18 protein-coding genes are annotated in these 21,176 nt (G+C 51.8%); 5 read left to right on the forward strand and 13 right to left on the reverse strand.

What is annotated here, in order from left to right; translation table 11 throughout:
- Positions 1-45 precede the first annotated feature (45 nt).
- The 9 genes from LKH74_RS11290 to LKH74_RS11330 all read right to left on the reverse strand — a co-directional run bounded on the left by LKH74_RS11290 (position 46) and on the right by LKH74_RS11330 (position 8,234).
- On the reverse strand, positions 46-1,107 hold the full coding sequence (locus tag LKH74_RS11290; RefSeq protein ID WP_287708487.1) for a DUF916 and DUF3324 domain-containing protein: 1,062 nt from the start codon (positions 1,105-1,107) through the stop codon (positions 46-48).
- Between the two features lie 93 nt (positions 1,108-1,200).
- On the reverse strand, positions 1,201-1,917 hold the full coding sequence (locus LKH74_RS11295) for a WxL domain-containing protein (protein WP_287708486.1): 717 nt from the start codon (positions 1,915-1,917) through the stop codon (positions 1,201-1,203).
- A gap of 37 nt (positions 1,918-1,954) precedes the next feature.
- Positions 1,955-2,686: a WxL domain-containing protein gene (locus tag LKH74_RS11300; RefSeq protein WP_287708485.1), complete on the reverse strand. Its 732-nt coding sequence runs from the start codon at positions 2,684-2,686 to the stop codon at positions 1,955-1,957.
- An 18-nt stretch (positions 2,687-2,704) separates the two neighbouring features.
- Positions 2,705-3,157: an LPXTG cell wall anchor domain-containing protein gene (locus tag LKH74_RS11305; protein ID WP_287708484.1), complete on the reverse strand. Its 453-nt coding sequence runs from the start codon at positions 3,155-3,157 to the stop codon at positions 2,705-2,707.
- 413 nt (positions 3,158-3,570) lie between these two features.
- The gene (locus tag LKH74_RS11310; protein WP_287708483.1) at positions 3,571-4,239 is read right to left on the reverse strand and encodes a WxL domain-containing protein; all 669 of its coding nucleotides are present in this window, start codon (positions 4,237-4,239) and stop codon (positions 3,571-3,573) included.
- A gap of 553 nt (positions 4,240-4,792) precedes the next feature.
- Entirely contained in the window at positions 4,793-5,503 is a 711-nt protein-coding gene (locus LKH74_RS11315) for a class A sortase (protein ID WP_135368428.1), read from the reverse strand.
- Positions 5,504-5,754: 251 nt separating this feature from the next.
- Positions 5,755-6,006, reverse strand: a complete 252-nt coding sequence (locus tag LKH74_RS11320; RefSeq protein WP_135368429.1) for a type B 50S ribosomal protein L31 — start codon at positions 6,004-6,006, stop codon at positions 5,755-5,757.
- Between the two features lie 101 nt (positions 6,007-6,107).
- Positions 6,108-7,394: a UDP-N-acetylglucosamine 1-carboxyvinyltransferase gene (locus LKH74_RS11325; RefSeq protein ID WP_287708482.1), complete on the reverse strand. Its 1,287-nt coding sequence runs from the start codon at positions 7,392-7,394 to the stop codon at positions 6,108-6,110.
- 294 nt (positions 7,395-7,688) lie between these two features.
- Positions 7,689-8,234, reverse strand: a complete 546-nt coding sequence (locus tag LKH74_RS11330) for a TetR/AcrR family transcriptional regulator (protein ID WP_135368431.1) — start codon at positions 8,232-8,234, stop codon at positions 7,689-7,691.
- 290 nt (positions 8,235-8,524) lie between these two features.
- Here LKH74_RS11330 and LKH74_RS11335 point away from each other — a divergent pair, with 290 nt between their 5' ends.
- A complete protein-coding gene (locus LKH74_RS11335; RefSeq protein WP_287708481.1) occupies positions 8,525-10,858 on the forward strand; it encodes an ABC transporter ATP-binding protein/permease in 2,334 nt (777 codons plus the stop codon).
- A 441-nt stretch (positions 10,859-11,299) separates the two neighbouring features.
- Here the strand turns inward: LKH74_RS11335 and LKH74_RS11340 are convergent, their stop codons facing one another.
- From LKH74_RS11340 to LKH74_RS11355, 4 genes are all read right to left on the reverse strand, one after another.
- Positions 11,300-13,444: a hypothetical protein gene (locus LKH74_RS11340; protein ID WP_287708480.1), complete on the reverse strand. Its 2,145-nt coding sequence runs from the start codon at positions 13,442-13,444 to the stop codon at positions 11,300-11,302.
- Positions 13,445-13,892: 448 nt separating this feature from the next.
- On the reverse strand, positions 13,893-15,500 hold the full coding sequence (locus LKH74_RS11345) for a CTP synthase (protein WP_287708479.1): 1,608 nt from the start codon (positions 15,498-15,500) through the stop codon (positions 13,893-13,895).
- A gap of 165 nt (positions 15,501-15,665) precedes the next feature.
- Complete coding sequence (gene rpoE / locus LKH74_RS11350; protein WP_135368435.1) at positions 15,666-16,325, reverse strand: DNA-directed RNA polymerase subunit delta; 660 nt, start codon at positions 16,323-16,325, stop codon at positions 15,666-15,668.
- A gap of 44 nt (positions 16,326-16,369) precedes the next feature.
- Entirely contained in the window at positions 16,370-16,810 is a 441-nt protein-coding gene (locus LKH74_RS11355) for a DUF1934 domain-containing protein (protein WP_135368436.1), read from the reverse strand.
- A gap of 375 nt (positions 16,811-17,185) precedes the next feature.
- Here LKH74_RS11355 and LKH74_RS11360 point away from each other — a divergent pair, with 375 nt between their 5' ends.
- From LKH74_RS11360 to yidA, 4 genes are read left to right on the forward strand one after another with little or no spacing between them, the layout of a single operon-like run.
- A complete protein-coding gene (locus LKH74_RS11360) occupies positions 17,186-18,016 on the forward strand; it encodes a lipoate--protein ligase family protein (RefSeq protein WP_135368437.1) in 831 nt (276 codons plus the stop codon).
- A gap of 18 nt (positions 18,017-18,034) precedes the next feature.
- Positions 18,035-19,399: an HD domain-containing protein gene (locus LKH74_RS11365; RefSeq protein WP_287708478.1), complete on the forward strand. Its 1,365-nt coding sequence runs from the start codon at positions 18,035-18,037 to the stop codon at positions 19,397-19,399.
- A 2-nt stretch (positions 19,400-19,401) separates the two neighbouring features.
- Positions 19,402-20,214 (forward strand): Cof-type HAD-IIB family hydrolase, encoded by an 813-nt coding sequence (locus LKH74_RS11370; RefSeq protein ID WP_287708476.1) that lies wholly within the window; start codon positions 19,402-19,404, stop codon positions 20,212-20,214.
- Positions 20,215-20,243: 29 nt separating this feature from the next.
- Positions 20,244-21,062: a sugar-phosphatase gene (gene yidA / locus LKH74_RS11375; RefSeq protein ID WP_135368440.1), complete on the forward strand. Its 819-nt coding sequence runs from the start codon at positions 20,244-20,246 to the stop codon at positions 21,060-21,062.
- The last annotated feature ends 114 nt before the right edge of the window (positions 21,063-21,176 follow it).

The raw sequence follows: 21,176 nt of genomic DNA on the forward strand, positions 1-21,176 counted from the left end.
CCAACGGTTCTTCGCAGAACCGCCAGTCGGGCGTAGTCATTTTAGTTATTTTGCATCCGTCTGATCAGAATCATCGTCGTCATCGCGACGCCGGTTCTTCAATAACAGGTAGATGATGATGAGCAGAAGCAGGAGAATCAAAATCCCGCCGGCCACGAACCACCAGAAGTAGTTCTTTTGTTGCGGCGTGTTGATCTTGTTCTTTAATTGGTTGATCTGGGCTTGCGTCACGTTAAAGTTCTTGACGAAGTGCCAGTGGTACCCGCCCTTGGCGTAGGCATCCAACGTCAGCGTGTATTCGCCGGCCTTTAACTGTGTACTGCCCCACGGAATGGAGTAGTTGAAGTTTGAATTTGGCGCCATGGACATGTTGCTCTTTTGATTGCTCAAGACCGTCTTGGAATCGTTGGCCTTGGTGACCTTCGACTTGATCTTAAGTTCACTCATCAGACCTGGCCGCGGGTTTTGCAAGTTAGCTTGAATTTGGTTGTATGAGTTGATCTGCCCCGCCTTGACCGTGTGCAGGCGCATGTCAGGGGCGACATCGACGCTGCTTTCACGGAGCCGGACCCCGATGACGTAGGCAAAGGCGTTCTTGATGGTGACACCCTTTTTGGCACTGGAACTGTCACTAGCGGTCAATTGCTTGACGTAGACCCCACCCAAGATCATCCCGTCGATCTTGTCGGCTGGCATGGTGTAGGAGACGGAGACACGCTTGGTACTCTTCGCCGGGACGTTGACCTTTTGGGTGCTGTCCTTGCTGAAGATGTCCTTGATACCGACCTTCAGTGAGCTATCCAGTGTTGGATTAGCCTTACTGTAGTCGATGACCCCGTTGTCGTTGGTGATGGCCTGGTTGACCCCCACTTGGAACCGTTTCATTGATTTACTGGTATTACGAATAACAATCGTTAATTTCTGTTGTTGTTTTGGTTTAACCCGTAACGCGAAATACGTGACCTTCTTATCGTCCTGGTTCTTCGGCAAAACGGCACTGACCGAGTAACCAACACTTTCAGCGTGAGCCGTCTCGGTCTGTTGGACCCAACCGAACGCCATTAGTAACGTCCCAAGTGTTACCAAAATTTTTAGCCAACGTTTCATGATTCTCCCAACCTCCATAAAAACTCAACTTTAAACTTATTGTAACAAAGAATGCGGTGACTGTCGCCACCGCATTCAGAAACTTTAACATTTTTAGTGTAAGGAATCGGTTAAGGTCCAATTCAGCACCCCGGTGTAGGTCTGAGTCTCGGCGACCGCATTGCCGTTGACCAGCAATTTGGTCGGCGCCGCGGTGTCGTAATTGAGCCGATAGATCCAGGTGCCGAGCCCGGTGCCGTAGTCTGCTTGACCCACCTTAGCCATTTCTCCCAGTGGTAGGCGGGTGGTACTCGTCGTGGTGACGTGCGGATACTGACTGACGGTCGCCCCCGACGCGAGAAATTTGGTCACGCCCAATTCAACCGACGCATCACTGCCGTCAATCTTCGTCGAGTCCGCTTGACCCACCAAAACACTGGGGGTCAGCATCAGTTGCCAGCCATCCCCAGTGTAGCGGCGGTCACTCACCTGCACGAAGGCTTGATGGTTCGTCGCCGTCGCGGTGATGATCCCGTTTGCATAACTATTTTCATCAAATACCAGATTCGATGTGTAGTCAATCGTCAGGTCCCCGGTCGACCCAGTCCCCTGATTGTCAGGATCTAGGTCATCGCCAGGAAACGCACTCCCCGACCCATCCGGATTCTGGGGAGAAACGGACCCAGAGGTGTCGCCACCTTTGAGGGTAACTTTGGCAGTCGTGTTCTGGCTACCATCGGGAGTAGTACTAGCTTGCGCGACGGTTGACCCACCCAAGACCAAAGCCGTGAGGGCCAACGAAGTCACGATTAACGATGTCCATCTAGTCACTACGCAGCCCTCCCTTTTCGTTCTTGACTGCGATTAATTACTTAGCATCAGTAGTTGATGCCGTGGTACCAGGGGTGTTGCTTAAGGTCCAAGTTACTGTTGAAGTGTATGAGCCAGCAGCGTTTCCAGCAGGCACTGTCAAGCTTGCGCCGCTAAAAGTATCCAGCCAAGTCCCAACACCATTACCCGTGTTAGCACTGTAAACAGGTACGTTATCAGTTCCGGCTGTTGGTAGTGAGACCGTTTCGTTATCCACTGTTGCTGGGTTGGCATCCCCGCTATCTAATGAGCTGAGCGTGGCACCAGTATAATGAATAGTCCCACCTTGAATAGCAGCAGCGGCACCAGTGGTAATAGAAGTATCATCATTCTTCATCACCGTATTAGAGGCTAAAACCTTCCAGCCACTCGCAGTCCCGGGATCAACAACGGCTACAGCACCAAGTCCCTTATCCTTCCAAGAATTTTCACTCGTAGAAAAAGTTCCTTTCAGACTCAAAGCTTCTTGACCGTTGATAGTCCCATTTTCAAACGTTACATCAGGCGCAGAAACAATTGCCAAATTACCTGCAACGTTGGTCCCATCACCATCACCGTTGCCATCGTTACCATTATCCCCAGCACCATTGTCACTGTTCAATGTAACTTTAGCAGTCGTGTCTTGGGTCCCTTGTCCGGATTCCTTAGAAGCGTTGGCCGTAACCGTGGTCATACCCAAGCCTGCAACCAAAGCAACAGAAGCTAATAATTGTAAAGTTTTCTTAGTCATAATAAAGATCTCCCTCAACTAATTTTGTTGTTTTCTTTTCTTAAATAAAATCCCAATCCAAACCAGTAACAATAAGATGACGCCCGCCATGGTTCCCAATCCGAACCAGGTTTCAGAAGTTTGTGGCAATCGTCCCGTCGTGCTGTGGCTAGCGACCAAGGCCGCCTGACCATTCCGACTATTTGTTGGACTAACAGTGGCCCCTTGACCGCCGTTAGTTTTGGTCGGTGATGTTGTTCCGGCTGAATGACGATTGCCATTACCCTTTTGGCCGCTCACCTGGTCACCATCATCACCCGTAATTAATGCTCCAGCACCGTTATTGGTGATTGGTGACGTGCTCGTTGCCGGCTTAGTGAGCGTCACCGAGTAGTGTGACTGCTGAACATCATCCGCACGAGCAGTCGTTGGGAGGCCCCAACCGACGATCAGCAGGCTCAGCACCAGCAAACCTAAATCTCGTAATCGCATCGCTGTCCCATCCTCACGTCCTGTTCCACTTACCTAACATTTAATTAACAATATCTATTACAAAACATCTGATGAATTCATCTGATTACATAAATTATAATAGCACCGTTTTGTGTCTTTGTCCACAATTAAATATCTGTGGTAAAAAATATTTTTGTCGTAATCTTTATAGGGGGCATACAAATACTTCAAATGGTTATCCATCTAGATATCTTAACATTATCAAGTCGGGATAATTATCATTTAATTTCTTACGAACAGTCTTATTATCCTGTAACAGATCACAATAAGCAGGCTATATTAGCATCAATAGAAAATTTTAGTTTATACCCCTTGAAAAATCGACAACAAAAAAGCCCAACTCCGTGGTCAGAGCTAGGCTTTATTTATTCGTTTATAATTTGAAATTACCATTAAGCAGGAGCGTTAGTCAAAGCCCAAGTAATGGTGGACTCGTATTGACCCGCAACAGCAGAAGCAGGAATGTTCAACTGAGACTCACTACCGAAGTTAGCACTGAAAGTCCCAATCCCTTGATTTACATCTGCACTCATAACTGGCTGGCTAGTCATGTCTTTACCAGTATCCATGTGTAGCCCATTGAATGTAGAACCGTCTGTTGCAGTAGCACTATTAACAGTAGCCTTCGTTGAGTTGGTCGTGTCTTGAGTCGTGTAATCAGTTCCAACAGCTAGTGCATCTGGACCAGCACTCTTCAAGTCATATGAACCACCATCAAGCAGTTGCTTCGTATTAGCCTTGTCATGCATTGCAGTAGCTGAAGCAGTAACATGCCAACCAGTAATTGCCCCACCATTCTTGACAACCAAGTTGTTGCCAACAGTCAAGTCAGTGTGATCAGCAGTACCAGTCAAAGTCTTATCAGCAAAAGTAAGCGTTGGCACTTGTACCAGAGAAACACCACCGGCACCACTTTCATCAGCTGTCAAATTAACATTGGCTTGCGTTGAACCGCTAGTGGCATTTGCATCGACATCAGCGTTGGCAGTCGTCGCTGAAGCTAAACCCAAACTAACAACTGCAGCAGCAACAGTGACGAAACCTAAAGTCTTCTTAAACATATTGATTATCCCCTTTGAGCCTTTTCGGCTAAATATAAATTTCTGTCAACCCTGGCTGATCGATGTCACTGCCTTGCGGGATTACCCTAGTTAATCGTGCCCCAATGCTTGGCGGTTATCTCTGTATCAACCTTACAAACATATAATAGCGCATTTCTCCGTCTTTGTCCACTCTTAATTATCTGTGGCGAGAACCAGTAAGGGGAAAATTCTTTCATGTCTGTTATAAACGTTTATAATATAAATGTGATTACAATTTAAACGCCGTCATAACGGCATTTACAGCCTTTTTCGATTCACGGTTCAGTCGGGATTTTCTGTTTCAAAACGCCATTTTGCTCGTGATTTCGTTAATACTTCATACGGGTGTTAGACTAACCGCATTAGTTTTAACCCCTATAAACGGCCAGCGCAAAACCCTTGATACATCTGGATTTACGGCTAATCCCGACAACATGGGATTTTGTCCAAAAAAAATTTAAAAAAAGTTCAAAAAAATTAAAAAAATCAGCATTTTTCGTCGTCTGGACAGAAAAATGCCGATTTCATTCGCTTACTTATTGTTAAAGCCACTGTGGAAGCCCTTTTGGACCGAGACTGGGGCGTTCTTGTAGGCCATCTGCTTCACGTATTTGCCGCGAATCATTAGGCGATTGGCCCCGGTGGCGTCACAGGTGATCAGTGTGACCAACTTCTGCTTGGTCTGCGCGACCACCCCAACGTCCGTAGCCGGAATGAATTTCCGCACGCTGACCTTGTAGACGTAGACGCGCTTGGCATTGGTCAGGTAGATCAGCTGCCCCACCCGAGTCTTCCAATATAACGGACTAAATAAAATCGTCTGTGACGACATGTGGTGCCCGGCCAGCGGGTAGTTGCCCTGCCCCATCTGTTGATCCGGCCGCATGGTCCCCGCCGTCAACGCCAACACGGCATTGCTGACGCCCTTGGCAATCGGCAGGTGAATCTTGGACTGCGGCATCAGGATTTCGCCGACCACGTGGATGTCCGCCGAATTCCAGCGGGCCTTGGCCACCGTCGAGAAGTCCAACGACTTGACCTTACTGAAGTCGTACGACGCCTTTTTCTTTTCATTTTTCTTCACTGACTTGCGCGAAATGCGCGGCTGATAAGACGAAATCAGCCAATTTTTAATTTGTTCATTGAAAATCAACCCCAGCGAGATGACGATCAGGAGGGCAAAAATCGTACTCCACAACCACCGCCACCGCCGTTTCGGTTGTCGTTGTTTTTTGTCGGCCATAGCACTTACTCCAATCCCCAAATAATTCGGTCTCTTCGTCTTTGCATTCTACCCTTTTCCCACCCAAAAACAAAGCTTTAGGATCGACCGCGGTCAAAAACTTAACGAAATCCGCCGAAAATTGCCCCAGCCACCCATCCCGGCCAGGACACCACGGAGCGTTAGGTGCCCGATTTCTCCATAAAACTGGTCAAAAAAACCGGCGGCAGGAAAACCTGCACACCGGCGAAGACAAATCATAAATTTTATAATTAGTCGTTGGTTAAACCGTACTTCTTGTTGAAACGATCCACAGCACCATCGGCTTGAGTAAACTTTTGCTTACCCGTGTAGAATGGGTGGGAATCAGAAGTAACTTCGACACGGATCAATGGGTAAGTGTTACCATCTTCCCATTCAACCGTTTCGTCAGAAGTTGCCGTTGAACCAGACAAGAACTGGAAGCCAGTACTTGAGTCTTGGAACACAACTTCGCGGTAATCTGGATGAATTCCTTGCTTCATAATGTAATACGCTCCTTTTGCCCTGATCCATTTACTGGACCAGAGATTGATTTTATCGTCAACCGTTGAATTATACCATGAATCGCGCTTAGCGGCAATGCCTAATCTTGGCCATTTTCCACTAAACTGTCGTCGACAATCTCAACGTCGGCGTTCAGCGCCGTTAATTTTTCAACGATGCGGTCATACCCCCGCAAAATGTTATCGGCTTGGCTGATCTCGGTGTCGCCCTCGGCCATTAGCCCGGCAATCACCAGTGACGCACCGGCCCGAATCTCGCCGGCCTGCACTTGCCCGCCAATCAGGTCATCGCTCGGGTCGATCACAATCGTGCCCTCTTCGGAACGAATGTGCGCGCCCATCTTACGTAGCTCGGCGATGTGCTTGATGCGTTTGGGATAGATCGTGTCGATGACGACACTACTGCCATCCGCTTTGAACAACAACGGCGTCAACGGCTGTTGCAGGTCCGTCGCAAAGCCAGGGAACGGCATGGTCTTGACCTGAATCGGCTTGAGATTTTCTGCGCGCGGTACGTAAATGCTATCCTCATTGATTTCGAGTTGAACGCCCATCTCAATCATCTTGGCGGTGAAAGCCTCCAAGTGTTCGGGAATCACGTTTTTGACCACGACGCCTTCGCCCACGGCCGCTGCCATGGACAGGTAAGTCCCGGCTTCGATCCGGTCGGGAATGATCGTGTGGGTGTTCATCGCCCGCAGCGTTGGCACCCCTTCGATCCGAATCACGTCGGTCCCGGCACCACGGACATGGGCGCCCATGTTGTTCAGGAAGGTCGCGATGTCGATGATTTCCGGTTCCTTGGCCGCATTTTCAATCACCGTCGTGCCGACAGCCTTGACCGCCGCCAGGATGGAGTTGATGGTGGCCCCCACGGAGACCATGTCCAAGAAAATGCGCGCACCGTGTAAGCCTTCCGGACCGGTCGTGATGCGCACCGTGCCATCGTGCTCATCCACCGACGCACCCAGCGCCTTGAACGCTTTGATGTGTTGGTCGATGGGCCGTGGCCCGATGTTGTCACCGCCAGGAAAACTCAGCGTGGCCCGTTGGAACCGCCCCAACAAGGACCCCATAAAATAATACGATGCCCGTAAGCTCTTGATGGCCTTACTCGGGAGGGGTGCTTCCACAATTTCCGTCGGGTCAATGGTCAAGACCCCGTCTTCAAACGTGGAATGCACGTTCATTGATTTTAAAATTAACATTAGGTTGTGCACATCAAGGATATCCGGAACCATGTCGAACCGGACCGGCGTATCAGCCAAAATCGCTGCCGGAATTAAAGCTACTGTGCTGTTTTTAGCGCCGCCGATGGTCACTTCTCCTGAAAGTGGTCGGCCGCCGTGAATAATCATTTTCTTCATTGTGATGTGTTCCTCACTTAATTTATCTTCCATTTAATTCCATACAGTCAGATACCATGATAAATAAACCCAGGCAAAAAGACAACTGTTTCCCGGTATTTCGGGCAAAATGTAATATTTGAGCTGATCATTTGCCATTTCACTGCACGCGGTTAAGCCAGTCACGCTGGCTTGAACGGGTCATCTTGCCAGTCAGAACTAGTGGCTAACGCAACAGCCAGCCAGCGAAGAACTTCGGCTTCATTAGTTCAGTAAACGGACGATACCAATCACCGCCAAAATGGCCGCTATCAGTCATCCCAGCTTACCAGCAGTCTTCCGCAGGTCATCTAGGTTTCTGGCCAGGATCGTATCGATAATAATTTGCGTCAATTGGTGCGGCGTCTCAGGCATCCCGTCTTTGACCCATTTCTTCAGAATACTCTGCAGACCCGCGCCGATGTACATCCCCTGGTAATCGTTGATCAACGGCGGTTCCGGGCCGCTTTGGCGCATCAGGTCTTGCATGCGCTCTAGCAGCTTGGTTTTCCCCTCGACGAAGACCAGATTACTGAGCTTCTTGTCGTGGTAAAACGCCGTCAATAGATGTTCCAAGGCCTGGGTCGGTGTACCGCTCTCAAACGGGTGCAGCTCACTGACAAAGGCCTTTTCAATGCTGGCAACGCAGTCATAAATATCTGTATAGTAACGGTAAAAGGTCGTGCGGTTCACATCGGCCTGGGCACAAACGGCCGTGACCGATATGGCGTTGATCGGTTTACTTTCCAACAAAGATAACACTGTCTCTTGAATAACCCGCTGGGTGTACTGCGCCCGCCGGTTATTTTTGACACCCACCATCACACTTCACCTCTACCTACAGTTTCACTTACGCGCATTGCTAAGTAATATTACGTGCCGTTACCCCCATTAATATGGTAAGGTTAACACCACCTGAGCCATCAATAACTGATTGTAGCAACAGGTTGGCCAAAACTGTTGCGTTCACAACAGTTCTGTTGACATTGGCGGTTGCCAAGTGTCAGGTTCCTTTTATAAGATATAAGACACGGTGTTGCAATAATGTATATTTTATCAGAAAACCACTGCTAACAACAGCCGAAATCAAAAAATGGAAGGATTATTTTAAAATGCTGGAACTCAAACATATTAAGAAATACTATCATGTGGGTGATTCCGTCACCAAGGCCTTGGATGATGTCTCCGTGGCGTTTCGTTCCCAAGAGTTCGTCGCCATTCTCGGGCCGAGTGGTTCCGGGAAGACGACCATGCTCAATGGCATCGGTGGCCTGGATATTTACGATTCCGGGGACCTGGCGATCGAAGGCAAGTCAACCAAGGACTTCTCCGAAGCCGATTGGGACGCCTACCGGAATAACTCGGTCGGCTTCATCTTCCAAAGCTACAACATCATCAGCCACTTAAGCATCCTCGACAACGTTGAAATGGGCATGACCTTGAGCGGTGTCAGCAATGCCGAAAAGAAGGATAAGGCCCTCAAAGCCTTAGACCGCGTTGGCTTGACCGACCACATCAATAAGAAACCCAACCAATTGTCCGGGGGGCAACTCCAACGGGTCGCCATCGCCCGGGCTATCGCCAACGAGCCCGAAATTCTGTTGTGTGACGAACCGACCGGTGCCCTGGATACCGAGACCAGCGATGAGATCATGCAGCTGATCAAGGAACTCTCCGCGGAACGGCTGGTCATCATGGTTACCCACAACCCTGATTTGGCCCGGCAATACGCCGATCGGATCATCGAATTTGCCGACGGGAAGATTCAAAACGATTCGAATCCCTACAACGAACACGCCGACGCCGAACAATTTCAGCTCAAGAAGACCCGGATGACCTTCTGGACGGCTTTGAAACTGTCCTTCAACAACATCCGTACCAAGAAGGGCCGGACCGCGTTGACCGCCTTTGCCTCCAGTATCGGGATCATCGGCATCGCCGTCGTCTTAGCCCTGTCCAACGGGTTCCAAACGCAGATCAACAAGACGCAGGCCAACACCTTGGCGCAGTTCCCAGTCACCATTGCCCAAACGGCAACTAACACCACTGGCACGCAGGCCAACGATAAGGTGAAGGCCAACAACAAAAAACGGGTCACGGCCAAGGTGAGTGAGCAAGACAAGGCCACCCATACCAATAAGCTTACCAAGTCATACTTAAAGTATGTTAAAAACTTGGATCCGAAATTAAGCAAGAACGTGACCTACACCTACTCGACGGGCATGAACCTCTTGCGGCAGGTCAACGGCAAGACCAAGACCGTCTCCTTCTCCAATGCCGACAGCAACAGCTCGAACAGCGCTAGCGCCATGCAATCCGCAATGGCCGCGTCGACCGGGGTCGGGGGATCCGTTTACCCGAGCGCCAGTGACGGCGGCGTCACCTTCTTAAAGAAACACTACAAGCTGGTCTCCGGAAGCTATCCGAAAAGCGCCAACGACGTCATCTTGATCGTTGACCGTGACGGCTCGACCAACATCAACGCCTTGAAGAACCTGGGCTTCACCGCCAAGGACAATCAGAAATTCCGCTACAACCAAATCGTCGGCACTACGCTGAAGGTCGTCAACAACAACGACTACTACCAAAGCCTGCCGACCGGGAATTACGTGCCCAACAAGGCCACGAACGCCCTTTACAATAACCAGAACAACACGACGTTAAAAATCGCGGGTATCGTCAAGGTCAAGTCCAAGTCTTCCGAAAATGTCTTGGCCTCCGGCATTGCCTACAGTGATAAGTTAACTCAAAACATCATTCAAAAGAACAAAGATTCTAAGATCGTTAAGGCCCAAAAGCAGGCCGACGACAACGTCATGACCGGCCAAAGCGTCGACAGCACGACCAAGAAGTCGCTGGTCAGCTACCTGGGTGGCTCCACCACGCCAGCTAGCATCCTGATCTACCCCAACACCTTTAAGAACAAAGACAAGGTGCTGCATTACCTGGACAAATACAACCACGGCAAGAAGAAAGCCGACAAGGTCATCTACACCGATATGGCCGGGACCGTTTCCAGCCTGACCGGGGGCTTGATGGATGCTATCACCTACGTCCTGGTCGCTTTCGCCGGAATCTCTCTGGTCACGAGTATGATCATGATCGCCATCATCACCTACACGTCCGTTTTGGAACGGACCAAAGAAATCGGGATCTTAAAGGCCTTAGGGGCCCGAAAGAAGGATATCACCCGGGTGTTTGATGCCGAAACCTTCATTCTGGGAATCGGCTCAGGGGTCCTCGGGGTCATCATCGCTTGGCTCCTAACGTTCCCCATCAACGTGGTCTTGAAAAACATCACGGACCTCAGCAACGTCGCCCACTTGAACCCGGTTCACGGGATCGTGCTGATCGTCATCAGTACCGTTTTGACCATGTTGGGAGGCCACATCCCCGCACGGATGGCCGCCAAGAAGGACGCCGCTACGGCATTGCGGTCTGAATAGACTCCGCGAAATTGGCGCCTCCGTCAGTGGCCCGAACGTTCCGCCTGCTATGGGGGACACTGGCCGCCTTACCGTTCGCTAGAGATGGGTTGGAACGCTGAGGGCGCCGGTCCAAGCCAAAGTACGGTCTTGGACCTCAAGTTGGAGCCGGTAACCCGCGTCTCCAACTTGCCAGTTCCCTAAGCGCCGTGAACCATGCCGCTAAGGGAACTCCCACAGCTGAACCCATCTCTAACGAACTCTCGGCTACGGTGGTGATTGTTACCCATTAGTCACCCGACTACGACCCATCACTGCCAACTATTTTCTAGCGGATAGTAACTCACTTCCACACAGCACTATCCCACGCGTGATTCTAGCGTAGCCACTTCATGATTCTCAACTCAAAAACAGGTCCGAAACCGCGCGTTGGTTTCGGACCTGTTTTCATTTACATGGCTTTTAGCTAATCGTATTGCTCAACGTCCACGTGATGGTTCCCTGGTAGTCCCCCTCCAAGGCATCACTATTGACCTTGAGCATCACGCCGCCCTCACTGCCCCAGCCGTCGATGATATCGGTGGTCTGGCTGGCGGCCGTGTTAGTGCCGCTGGCCACGACTTGGCTTTGGCTCAGGGAATGCTGATTGCCCTGAGAATCGACCCAGACGGCTTCACCGGCCAGCTTGGCCGACGTTAATTTTTCCGTGAAGTCACTGGCTTTAGCCGTCACTGCCCACGTGGAGCCCTTGCCCATCCCGTTGTCCACGGACACGTCCCAGTCAGATGCGCGCCCAATCAGAGCCGACGTTCCCGTCAATTGCGTGGTGGTAAAGGAGCTCTCCGGATTGACCTGCTTGAAGGCCAGCGTCCCGGAAACGGTAATCGTGACCGGAACTGTATTGGACTTATTGCCACGATTGTCGGTCGCGTACAGGGTCAAATTATTCGTCCCGGTCGTGAGTTTATCTGCGGGAATGGTCAGATGGAAGGCGCCATGCGCGTCCGGATCATTGGCACTGCCATTCAAGGTAAAATCATCAATGGTATGGCCATTGTCCAAGCTGGCGTGCATCGTGATCTGGTCGTTGGTCGTCGTGTCAGCCGTGCCGCCATCCATGCTCACCCCACCGGCCACGTCGACCGACTCACCCGGCTGGACGGACGCCGTACTGCCAGATGACAGCGCCAAGACCCACTGCCGGGCAGGATAAATGGTGTAGCTGGGGGTGGTCACCGAATTGATCTCGTTGCTCCCATTGAAATACCCCGTCGTGCTGTTCACCGTGGTATCTGTGGTCACCGCATCGGCTTTGCCGGTCAACTTAATGGTGGCACTGGCATTGGCCGTCGACAGACTCTTCGCCAACGTGTGGGCCACCGAACTGGCGGACAGCTCACTACTGCTGAGGGCCTCGGTACTGCCATCCGCATAGGTAATGGTCCCGGCGGAGAAGCTGACCCCATTAGGTTTCGGTAGTTGCGCCTCAATATTTTGCCAGTCCTGGTTACCGCCATCATAATTTAGTTTGTAGGTGTAGGTCAGGTCATCGTTGCCATTGACGCTGTCGCCGTCGGTAATCGTTTTGCCGGTCGTTGTGTCAGTCACGGCCACACTCGAGCTGGCATTGACCAACCCGGGGATGTGTTCAAAGGCCACGACGTTGTTGGCGTACTGGCTCCCAGTCGTCCCAGTGAACCCCCAGTAGACCTGTTTAGTACTGTCGGTAGCGTTGATACCCAGTTTGCTTAGGTCGACCTCGACCGTTTTGGTATTGGTTGGCGTTTGCGCAGCCCCCGTATCCGGATTCTTATCCCCCAGGGTATAGGTCATGGTCCCCGTGTTACTGGTACCGGTTGGCGCCGTCCAGTCTAGGGTGAGGTGGTGCCAGGCACCGTCGGACAGCGTCGTTTCGAAGGCCCCTTTGTGCGCGACGTTGTAGAAATACTTGCCACCACCTTCTGAACTCCCATGACGAACGTAGGTCGCGGTTTCGGCCGGATAGTTTGATCCAACGTGCTGGAGATCAGAATAAATAAACTCGTAATCAAAGCTATCATTATCGCCACCAACCCGACTGTCGTTGACTTGCTCATCAAATTCCAGCGCCCAGCTTTTGGGAATCGCTGAAGCGGCGATTGCACTTGCATCTGTGGCCAGTTGATTATATGCCACCCCCCAGACTCCTAGCGATTGTCCCGCCGGTTGTTTGGAGCTGGGAAAATTTGTGAAACCGTTGGCCGCCGCATTTTGCATAACGAAGGCCATCCCCTGCCCGGATTTTGTGGCGCCATTCTTGCCCATGTACAGCCACATGGAAAAGCGGCCGTTCTTGCTCAAGTCAAATTTGTTATCACTCGTCGACCAGGCCGCGCCGTTTTGACCGGCCTGATTATCCGTAATCTGTAACCCGTGATTGCTAGCGACCAGCGTCGCATTGTTGGTCGCCCCGGTAATCGTACTCGTCGTATTAAAAATCCCGTTGATGGCAAAACTGTTCGGTAAATTATTGGTCACCGCCGTATCGGAAGCGCGGGCAACCACGATACCAGTTCCCAGTCCCCAGATTGCCATCATACCCATTAACCACAGCCATCTCTTCTTCACGACACAGCCCTCCCAACTTTTAAAAATAAATCGTTACTATAAGTAATGTTTCATTTTTGACCTTTAGAATAACACGAATAGTGGTTAAGGTCCACAAACATGTTTACCTTAAATATTTCTTAATACACAAAACTGCTGAACGGGTGGTGTATCACTGGTAGACCAGGGATTGACCAGCAATTTGTCTTTTTGAAGACCTATACCACACTTCAACCAATGTGTTACCAAATAATTGTCAGCACGAATTATCTCGGGCAATCCAACCGACCGTTTGGCTAAGTCTGGTAACCTAATAGTTCAGTTTTTTAGCTCCAAAAGGCCATAAAAAAGAGGCCAGTTTGCACTGACCTCTTCGGAAAAAATGTTATTTACTTTTAGAATTGCAGTCAAACTCGACCGAGTCTTGACATCGCCAAAAGCCAACCGGTTCCGCTCTACCTACACCAGGCTAGTCTTGAACTTCCTTGCTAGCAGCGGCGATAAAGTCGCGGAACAAGCCTTCTGGCCGGTCGGGGCGAGACAAGAATTCTGGGTGATATTGCGCTGCCACGAAGAACTTCTTCTTCGGCAACTCAATGACTTCCACCAAGTGATCGTCAGGCGACGTCCCGGAGAAGACCAGGCCTTTGGCCGCCATTTCGTCACGGTATTGGTTGTTGAATTCATAACGGTGACGGTGACGTTCCTCAACCATTGGCTGGTTGTCGTAAGCGGCCGCGGCCACACTACCCGGCTTCAACTTGCAAGGGTACAGGCCCAACCGTTGGGTCCCGCCCATTTCTTCGACGTCGGTTTGGTCAGCCATCAAGTCAATGATCTTGTGCGTCGTGCTAGGATCCATTTCCGTGGAGTTGGCATCCTTATAGCCCAAAATGTCGCGGGCAAATTCGATGCTGGCCACTTGCATCCCCAGGCAAATTCCTAAGAATGGCACGTCTTGTTCGCGGGCGTACTTGATGGCTGTGATCATGCCTTCAATGCCCCGGTCCCCGAAGCCCCCGGGAACGATGATGCCATCGGCACTGCCCAGCAGGTCTTGGACGTTGTCATCCGTGATCTTTTCCGCATCGATCATCTGCAGGTCAATCTTGGCATCGACCGGGTAACCGGCGTGTTGTAAGGCCTCGTCGACAGAAATGTAGGCATCGTGCAAGGCCACGTACTTGCCGACCAAGGCAATCTTGATGGTCCGTGACAGGTTTTGCATGTGGTCGACCATCTTGGCCCACTTGGCCATATCGGCCTTAGGTGCCTTCACTTGGAAATGATCCAAGACGATTTGGTCCAAGCCTTGGTCTTGTAACCGCAGTGGGATCGAGTAAATCGTGGGTACGTCCATGGATTCGATGACGGAACTTGGCTTAACGTCACAGAACAGGGCAATCTTGTTGCGCATTTCGTCCGTGATTGGCGCCTCGGTCCGCACGACCAAAATGTTGGGTTGAATCCCAATGCTCCGCAGTTCGCGCACAGAGTGTTGCGTCGGCTTGGTCTTCATTTCGTGTGCGGCGTGTAAGGTTGGGACCAACGTGGTGTGGATGTAGACCACGTTTTCGTCGCCCACTTCCGCCTTCATCTGCCGAATGGCTTCCAAGAACGGTTGGGATTCGATGTCCCCAACAGTCCCGCCAATCTCCGTGATCACGAAGTCGGCGCCCAGCGTCTTGCCGGCCCGCATGATCTTTTCCTTGATCATTCCGGTGATGTGCGGAATGACCTGAACCGTCGCGCCCAAGTAGTCGCCGCGCCGTTCTTTTTCCAATACTTCTGAATAAATCTTACCAGTGGTGACGTTTGAATATTTGTTCAAATTGTTGTCAATGAACCGTTCGTAATGGCCTAAGTCCAAATCCGTTTCGGTCCCATCGTCGGTCACGAAGACTTCCCCGTGTTGATAGGGGTTCATCGTGCCGGGATCCACGTTGATGTACGGATCGAATTTCTGAATGGTTACGTTCAAGCCACGGTTCTTCAGCAACCGTCCTAGGGAAGCGGCCACAATCCCCTTACCTAGTGATGAAACCACGCCGCCAGTCACAAAAATATATTTGGTCATGTGCAAACTCCTCGTAAGATTATTTAGGGTCGGAAAACTATAAAAAAAGCTCCCTATCCATAAGAATAGGGAGCTTACCGTCCAGTTGTCCTCGCTACAAGTAGCAAGGAGCCCAAAAAACATAATACCTGCTTTTAGACTGGAGGTCAAGCGAAGAACGCAAATTTATTTTTGTTCCTCGTCGTCATCTTCATCATCGTCAGCTTCATCGTCGTCGGCGGAGAAATCAAGATTTTCATCATCGTCGTCCGGCGCTTCCATTTGGGAAAGCTGGTCTTCGATACCGTCCGGAATTTCTTCCGAATCGTCTTCTTCGTCATCGTCGTCGATGCCTAGTCCGGTTTGTAACTTGCCCAGATCAGGTGCGCTGCCGTTGCCGGTTGCATCATCGTCGTCATCATCAGTCGCATAGGTACTGGTGGTGTCGTCATCTTCCGGATCGTCATCGTCGTAATCGATCACGTCATCGTCGTCAGTAGTGTCGGCCAAGAAGGCGTTAACCTTCTTGCGCTTCTTGCGCTTAGGTTGATCTTCATCTTCCTCGGCGTGAACGGTCGCTTCATCGATGGATTCAAACGGATACCAAGTTCGCAGTCCCCAAAGGTTATCACCCAGAGAAATGAAACTACCATCGACATTTAAATCCGTATAGAATTGGGACAGCCGGTCACGAACTTCCGCGTCGCTATCGCCTAAATAGGCTTGGACGGCGTTCGCTAAGTCAGCAAATGCCATCACATCGCCATGTTGCGATAAAATGGCGTGAGCAACTTCGATCATTGATAATTCCTTTTTGTTCTGGCCCTCAAAGACTTTTAATTCCAAACTGGTGCACGTCCTTTCCACAGTCTACGAAATATGATACTCGTTTATGCGGTAAATTGCAATCTAATCTTGTAGTTTCCGACCAGATCGTTGTTCGCATAGAGTAGGTAGTCGATCTTAACGTTGCCACTAAAGGGTCTTTCCTTGAAACTCGTTTCCAAATAAGGGGTCACCGTTTCGATTGGCATGATGCCATACGGGGTGTTGTACCGGGCCGTGACGCGTTTGCCACTGACAAAATGCAAGCGTAATTCCGCCTCAGCGTTGCGGGTCAAGTGGACCTCGCCTTCTGGGGTGAACTTCATGGTCACCGGCGTCTGTTCGCCAGTCTCCTTATTCGGTTCCAAATACCGCAAGTACAGGGTGCGCCCCATCTGAACCAGCTGACCATCCACATCCAAGCGGTAGTCGGAAACGTCTTCTTCTTGCTTGATGTGCGTCTCCAAGTGAATCATGACGGGCACCCCCGCAGATAATTGATCCATTTGCACACTTCCTTTCCGCGAATTGTCTGGATTAATTATAGTTCATTTCGCGGCGAAAACCTACCAATTATCACTTGCTGGACGATAAAATTCGGTCAGCCTGGTACTGAGACAACGTTCTGGCGGAATGCCTTGTATTGTGCGAAATCTAGGTCGGCACACTGGCGGTGTTCCCCACAGCGGGCAGAACCCTGGCTGACGCAGGCGCCTGGTTTCACCGCTTTCAATGATCAGAACACGCGAGACACGCGTCATTAGCTTGCCAAGTCCGCAATCACGCTAACCAGGCAAGAACACTGGTCCAGACCATGACGGCGCAAGCGTTTTCTAGTATAATGAGAGGTTGAAGTAACTCTACGAAAGAAGGCTGTTTTCATGTTTCCGTTTGACCTCCCCACTAACCAAATTCAGACCGTGACGACGCCCATCCCGGCCGATCAGAAAAACCAAGCCTTTGGGTACACCAACGCGTTGCTCGACTTAGTCGTTGACCTTCAGGAGCCCATATTGCACTTCTGGACCATGCAACCGACTGTGATCATGGGACTCAAGGACAAACGCTTGCCGCACCTGACAGCGGCTGTGAAGGCCGTTTCCCGCCATGGCTACGACTATGTGCTCCGCAACTCGGGAGGACTGGCGGTCGTCAGTGATGCCGGCGTGCTCAACGTTTCGTTATTTACGCCATTGACCACCCCTCCCATTAGTGTGGAGGCGGCCTACGCGCAGATGACCACCCTGGTCGACGCCGCCTGGCCAGAACTGACGCTCAAACACTACGAGATCACCCGCTCCTATTGCCCGGGTGACTACGATCTCAGCGTGGACGGCCAAAAGATTGCCGGCATCGCCCAACGCCGCAGCCCCCACGCCCTGGTCACCATGCTGTACCTAAGCGTTTCCGGCGACCAACTGGCTCGCGGCGAGATGATCCGTGACTTTTACCAGGCCGGCTTAGGGGATGCTGAGAATCAGTGGAACTTCCCGGACGTTGACCCTCACGTCATGACGACCACGGCCGCACTGTTGCACACCGACATGACCGTCACCGACGCTCAAAACCGCTTCATTGACGCGGCCCAAACGGCGGGTCTACAGGTGGGCCACGAAAAATTAGCGACCTTGATGGCCACGCCAAAATTCACGGCGGCTCTAGACCACGCCACGGCCCAAATGGCCCGGCGTCAACCCCGTTTACAGGATTAAACTTAAGGAGGAATCAGTGTGACTTACGCCCAACAACGTTTACCACGGGAAAAAGTGTTTCGTGATCCCGTTCATAACTATATCTATGTCCAACACCAAGTCATTCTCGACTTGATCAATACCCGGGAGTTCCAACGGCTCCGGCGCATCAAACAACTCGGTACCGCCTCACTGATTTTCCACGGTGCCGAACATTCCCGTTTCACCCACTCGTTGGGCGTTTACGAAATCACCCGGCAAATCTGTGACAATTTCCAGCGTAACTACCCGTCCCAAACGCCCGGTGATGGCGGCTGGGATGACCGGGAGCGGTTGACCGCGTTGTGTGCGGCCCTCTTGCATGATATCGGTCACGGCCCATACTCACACACGTTTGAACACATCTTTCACACTGACCACGAAGCCATCACTGCAGAGATTTTGACTTCACCCGCCACCGAGGTCAACCAGGTTTTGCGCCGGGTCAGCCCGACATTTCCCGCCGAAGTCGCCAGCGTGATTCAAAAGACCTACCCCAATCCACAAGTCGTCCAAATGATCTCTAGTCAAATCGACGCGGACCGGATGGACTACCTCTTGCGTGACGCCTACTTTACCGGGACCGAATACGGGACCTTTGATCTGACCCGGATTCTGCGGGTCATGCGCCCTTACGCCGGGGGCATCGCCTTTGCCATGAACGGCATGCACGCGGTCGAAGACTACATCATCAGCCGCTTTCAAATGTACCAACAGGTCTACTTCCATCCCGTCTCCCGGGCCATGGAAGTCATCTTGGACCACTTGTTAGGCCGGGCCAACGAGCTGTATCAGGCCAACCAAACGGATGAGAGCTTCATCCCTCACCTGTTGTTGCCGTTTTTCAATCACCAATTCGACCTTCACGACTATCTGAACCTAGACGACGGCGTCTTGACCACCTACTTCATCCACTGGCGCGACTCACCGGATCAAATTTTGGCCGACCTGGCGCACCGGTTCTTGGACCGCAAGCCGTTGAAGAGTGCCGAATACACAGCGGCCACGGCGGACCTGTTGCCAAAACTACGCCAGATGATTCGCTCGGTCGGGTTCAATACGGATTACTACACCGCCACGGACAACAGCTACGACCTGCCCTACGACGATGCCTACGACCCGAAGATGACCTACCCGTTGACCCAAATCGAACTACAAGAACCCGATGGCAGTCTACTGGAACTATCGACCGTGTCCGACCTGGTCAACGCCATGCGCGGCAAGTTCTCGGGGGATCAACGCTTCTTCTTCCCCAAGGAGATGCTCAATCCCGGCAACAACGCTCCAGAACTCTTCCAGCCCACTTACGATGAGTTCGGGTCCTACATTCAAAATAACCAATTGATTCAACCCAAGGAGTCCTAACTATGACGGTGAAACTAATTGCAATCGATATTGACGGTACCCTCTTAACGTCCAACCACAAATTGGCCTTGTCGACCATTGACGCTATCAAGGCAGCCACGGCTTCGGGCATTAAAGTCGTGCTCTGTAGCGGTCGTCCCTTGGCTGGCGTGCGGCCTTACCTCGAAATGCTCGACTTAATCGGCGACGATCAGTACGTCATCGCCCACAACGGCGCGGCGGTCCAAACGACGACCGGACAGCCGTTGATCACCCATTCGCTGAGCTTAAATGACGCCCAACGGCTGGTGGATTTGGCCGACCAGGCGCCCATCCACTATCACCTGATCACACCCCAAGCCATCTACACCCCGAACCGCCCGGCTAGCGCTTATTCGATTCGGGAGAGTCACCTGGTCAACCTGCCGATCAAGTATCTCCCGGCCGATCAAATTCCGGACGGCGAGGACCTCTTGACCTTCGTCTTCATCGACGAAACGGCGGTGGTCGACCAATTCGACACCACCATTCCGGCCGCCTTGCGCCAGCAATTTTACGTGGTCCACACCGACCCGCATTTCATCGAGGTGCTCAACCGCCACGTCAGCAAGGCCCAGGCCCTGCAAGAACTGGCCCAACGGTTGGCCATTGACCCTACCGACGTGATGGCCATTGGGGACGGCCCCAACGACCTACCCATGTTGCAGGCCGCGGGACTTGGGGTCGCCATGGGCAATGCCGACGCTGAGGTCCAAGCCGCAGCCGATGCAGTGACCGCCAGTAACGACGCTGACGGGGTCGCCAGTGCCATTTTGACCCACGCGCTGTCACTCTAATCTGAATTTATTTAAAGGAGAAGCCTTTCATGACTGCAAGTAAAATTAAATTAATCGCCATTGATATCGATGGCACCCTGCTCAACGAGAAAAACGAATTGGCCCAGGCCACGATCGACGCGGTTCAAGCCGCTAAGGCCCAAGGCATCAAGGTGGTCTTGTGTACCGGCCGGCCGTTGACCGGGGTCAAGCCTTATTTGGACGCCATGGGCATCAGTGGTGACGACCAATACGCCATCACCTTCAACGGCTCCGTCGCCCAAACGATTTCCGGCAAGGTCTTGACCAACCACGCCTTGACCTACGACGACTACATCGACTTGGAAAGCCTCTCCCGTAAGCTTCAATCCCATTTTCAAATCGAAACGCCCGACTACATCTACACGGCCAACAAGAACATCTCGGCCTACACCATCGCCGAAAGTTACCTGGTCCGCATGCTGATTCGGTACCGGGAAGTCAGCGAAACACCGCGCGACCTGACCATCTCCAAGGCCATGTTCGTCGACGACCCGAAAGTCATCGACCACGTGAAAGCCGACATGCCGGCCGCATTCAAGGAACGCTTCAGCGTCGTCCAGAGTGCGCCTTACTTCATCGAAGTCATGAACAAGCATGCCAGCAAGGGTGGCACCTTAGGCGAACTGGCCACGCAGCTGGGATTCACGGCGGACAACGTCATGGCACTGGGCGATCAGGGCAATGACCTGTCCATGATCACTTACGCTGGCTGGGGCGTCGCCATGGGCAATGCCATCGACGAGATCAAGGCAGCGGCGCAGGCCACCACGTTGACCAACGCTGAAGATGGCGTGGCCGCGGCCATTCGTAAGTACGCGTTGCAGTAACCGCAACTTGTTCCTCATGTTAAGATTGTGAGAACTGGCCGCCTACCGTTCGCCAAATATGGGTTGGAACGCTGGGGCGGACGGGTCGAGCCAAAGAACGGTCTCGACGCCTCG

Origin of the sequence: Levilactobacillus sp. (assembly GCF_022646225.1) — a bacterium.
Taxonomy (GTDB): domain Bacteria; phylum Bacillota; class Bacilli; order Lactobacillales; family Lactobacillaceae; genus Levilactobacillus; species Levilactobacillus suantsaiihabitans.